Origin of the sequence: Actinosynnema sp. NPDC059797 (genome assembly GCF_042732085.1) — a bacterium.
In the GTDB taxonomy this organism is placed as follows: domain Bacteria; phylum Actinomycetota; class Actinomycetes; order Mycobacteriales; family Pseudonocardiaceae; genus Actinosynnema.
On the sequence record NZ_JBHWIE010000559.1, the window covers coordinates 1 to 3,447 of the forward strand.

At 77.1% G+C, this 3,447-nt stretch carries 4 protein-coding genes; 2 read left to right on the forward strand and 2 right to left on the reverse strand.

What is annotated here, in order from left to right:
- The first annotated feature begins 17 nt into the window (after positions 1-17).
- Positions 18-416, forward strand: coding sequence for a hypothetical protein (locus ACFV4N_RS41555; protein ID WP_499678193.1), 399 nt, complete (start codon positions 18-20; stop codon positions 414-416).
- A 64-nt stretch (positions 417-480) separates the two neighbouring features.
- On the opposite strand, the gene ACFV4N_RS41560 is transcribed toward ACFV4N_RS41555, so the two are convergent.
- Positions 481-1,419, reverse strand: a complete 939-nt coding sequence (locus ACFV4N_RS41560; protein ID WP_499678194.1) for a LysR family transcriptional regulator — start codon at positions 1,417-1,419, stop codon at positions 481-483.
- 139 nt (positions 1,420-1,558) lie between these two features.
- Between ACFV4N_RS41560 and ACFV4N_RS41565 the strand changes: the two genes are divergently transcribed.
- Entirely contained in the window at positions 1,559-2,806 is a 1,248-nt protein-coding gene (locus tag ACFV4N_RS41565; protein ID WP_499678195.1) for an MFS transporter, read from the forward strand.
- Positions 2,807-2,825: 19 nt separating this feature from the next.
- On the opposite strand, the gene ACFV4N_RS41570 is transcribed toward ACFV4N_RS41565, so the two are convergent.
- Positions 2,826-3,395 carry a DinB family protein gene (locus ACFV4N_RS41570; RefSeq protein ID WP_499678196.1) on the reverse strand — a complete coding sequence of 190 codons (570 nt, stop codon included), beginning with the start codon at positions 3,393-3,395 and terminating at the stop codon, positions 2,826-2,828.
- Between the last annotated feature and the right edge of the window lie 52 nt (positions 3,396-3,447).

The window sequence follows — 3,447 nt, forward strand, 5'->3', positions numbered from 1 at the left end:
GGTGGCAGGGTTTGTGCATGCCCTCCACCGTTCGGCTGCTCGCGGCCGCGGCGGCCCTCGCCCTGGCCGCCGCGGTCGCGCTGGTGGCGGTGACGGCGCACCAGCGGGTCCCGGGCGCACCCGCGGCCTACTGCACCGACCTGCGGCTGCTGTTCGGCACCGACGAGGACATGCGCCGGACCGCCGAGCGGCTGCGCGGCGACCCGCGCGTGCGCGAGGTCCGCGAACAGCGCACCAAGGCCGACAACCACCGGTTGCTCACCGGCGCCTCCGACCTCGAGGGCACGGCGCTGACCCCGGCGTCGCTGCGGGTCGTCGAGGCCTTCGGCGTCGACCCCGCCGACCTGGCCGACCAGTTGCGCCACGAGCACCGGGTCAATCTCACCGACGCCTGCCTCGACCCGGGCGGCTACTGAGACCCGCCACCCGGAACGGCCGCCCCAGGCCGGCGGTCACACCGGCGACCACCCGGCACGGCGGCTAACCGGCCGGCCGGGACGCCTCCCGCGCCCACACCGGCGTCCAGGTGCCCTCGCGCCCGCACGGGACCCGCCCCAGGTGGCGGCGCAGCGCGACGAGCCCGGGGTGCGGGTTGTCGTCCCGCCACAGCAGCGAGTGCGGGTAGACCGGCGTCGGTCCGCGCAGCGGGACCCGCCGCAGGTCGTGGCCCGCCGGCCACAGCAACCGGGTCCCCTCGCCCACGAACGTCGCCAGCGTCGCCGAGCCCGCCAGCGCGTCCAGCACCGGCTCGGTGCCGAAGCGGGGCCCGACCACGTCGATGTCCAGCCCGAACTCGGCGGCCAGCTCGCCGTAGAAGGCGGCCCACTCGGTGCCCTCGACGATGCCGGGCATCCAGATCCGGCGCCCGACCAGCTCGGCGGGCGCGACACCGCGCACCGCGGCCAGCGGGTGGGCCGGGCCGGTGAGCAGCTGGATCGGCTCGTCGAGCACCCGCGTGGCCGCCACACCGCCGGGCAGCTCCCGCGCGGTCACCGCCCGGAAGGACGCGTCGAGCACGCCGTCGCGCACGGCGGCCGTCGCCGAGTCGCCGTCGGTCAGGGTCACCACGTCCAGCTCCGTGCCCGGGTGTGCGCGCAGGAACCCGCGCAGCAGGCCCGCCGGGGCGAGGCTGCGGCCGATCACGTCCACGCGCAGCGCGCGGCGACCGGGTCGCACCGACGCCAGCGCACGCTCCTCGGCCCGCAGCAGGTCGCGCGCGTGGGGCAGCAGCGCCTGCCCGTCGACGGTGAGCCGGGCACCCCGCGGGGTGCGGGTGAACAGCCGCACCGCCAGGTCGCGCTCCAGCGCCGCGATCCGCTTGGACACCGCCTGCTGGGTGATCGCCAGCTCGCCGGCCGCCTCCCGGAACCGCCCCGCGTCCACCACCGCGACGAACGCGCGCACGGCATCGAGGTCCACGCCCGCCACCCTAGGCGCACAACCACCGGTTGTGGCCCGGGAGCGCGCCGGTTGTTTGATCACCACCGCGCCCACCCGATTGGATCCCCCGGCGGGTCGACGCCGGGTCGACGCGGGGTGGTGCGCGAGGGGGCCAGGGGTGGGTCGGCGGTTCGGGTGGTTGTGGGCGTCCTACGCGGTCAACGCGTTCGGCACGCGGTTCGCCTTCGACGCCATGCCCCTGATCGCGGTCCTCGTGCTGCACGCCGGGCCCGCGCAGGTGTCGGCGCTGGCCGCCGCCGGGCTGGCCGCGGGCGCGGCGGTCGCGGTGCCGCTGGCCTCCTGGCTGGAGTTCCGGCGCAAGCGACCGGTCATGGTGGGGATGGACCTGCTGCGGTGCGCGGCCCTGGCCAGCCTCCCCGTCGCGTTCGCGCTCGACCTGCTCGGCTACGCCCACCTGCTCGTCGTCGCGGTCGTGGTCGCCGCGGCCGACATCGCCTTCCAGGCCGCCTCCGGCGCCTACCTCAAGTCGCTGGTGGCGCCGCCCGACCTGCTCACGGCCACCGCCCGGCTGGAGTCCACCGCCTGGACCGCCACCGCGCTGGGACCACCGCTGGGCGGGGCCGCGTTCGGCCTGTTCGGTCCGGTCACCACGGTCGTGGTCAACGCGGCGAGCCACCTGCTCTCGGCGGCCGGGCTCGGCGCGATCGGCGGCGGCGAACCCCGCCCCGCCCGCACCGGCGCGCCCCGGGCCGGCGACCTGGTCGAGGGCTGGCGGCACGCCCTGACCCACCCGGCGCTGCGGCCGCTGCTGCTCAACACCGCCCTGGTCAACGCCCTGATCATGGTGTCCTCGCCGCTGCTGGCGGTGCTGATGCTCGGCGAACTGGGGTTCACCCCCTGGCAGTACGGCCTGGCGTTCGCCGCGCCCTGCGTCGGCGGCCTGGTCGGCTCACGGCTGTCGCGCCGCCTGGTCGCCCGCTTCGGCACCCACCGGGTCCTGCGGGTCTCCGGGGCGCTGCGCGCGTGCTGGTCGGTCGGGCTGGTGCTGGTCCACCCCGGACCCGGCGGCCTGCTGCTGGTCATCGCGGTCGAACTCGCCCTGATCACCTGCGCGGGCGTGTTCAACCCGGTGTTCGCCGCCTACCGGCTCGACCGGCTCCCGCCCCACCTCGTCGCCCGCACCCTGGCCGCGTGGACGATCACCACCAGGCTCACCACCGCGGCCGTGACCGCCCTGGGCGGCCTGCTGGCCGCCGTCGCCGGCTCCCGCGTCGCCATCGGCGTGGCCGGGGTGCTGCTGCTGGCCACCCCGCTGCTGCTGCCCCGCCGCGACCCGGCCACCACCGACCCCGTCACCACCGACCCCGCCACCGACCAGGGCCTCACCCCGGCCCGACCGCGCTGACCGGGCACGGCCCGACCGGTCAGGCCCGCGACGCGGCGCCGTGCCGGTAGAGGTCGCGCAGCAGCAGCACCTCCGCGCCGTGGTGCAGCACCTCCCGGTTGACGTGCAGCACCAGCGCCGCCAGGGGGTGCTCGGCGTACGGGCCCTCGGCCGGGCCGCACGGCCGCGCCAGGTCCCGCTCCCCCAGCCCCGCCACCCCCTCGCGCCACCGCGCGTAGACCTCGTCCAGCTGTGCCAGCGCCCCCGCGGCGGTCGCGGCGTAGGCGAAGGTGCCGTAGTCCGCGGGCGGGCCGCCGAAGTGGGAGGCCACCCGAGCGCCGAGCACGCCCACGACGACGTGCGCCAGCCGCCAGGAGATGGTCGTCACCGGCGCGGGGACCGGCTCGGGCAGCGCGAACTCCAGGACGAGGTCCCCGTCGCCGAGCGCCATCGGCGCGGTGGACGCGCCGCGCGGCCGGACGCTCCAGCACCCGGCCACCGGCTCCCAGGCGTACTCCTCGTCGGTCAGGTCGTCGAGCCCGGGGCGCAGGTGCCGCTGCCAGTGCCAGTCGAGCTGGTCGACCAGCTGCGCGGTCCAGTCGAGGTTCATGCCGCGGACGCTAACGCCCATCGAGGACGACCACCGCCCTCGATCACCCCGC

Coding starts and splice junctions, on each gene's coding strand:
- ACFV4N_RS41555 (WP_499678193.1), top strand. CDS start 18: ATGCCCTCCACCGTTCGGCTGCTCGCGGCCGCGGCGGCCCTCGCCCTG.
- ACFV4N_RS41570 (WP_499678196.1), bottom strand. CDS start 3,395: ATGAACCTCGACTGGACCGCGCAGCTGGTCGACCAGCTCGACTGGCAC.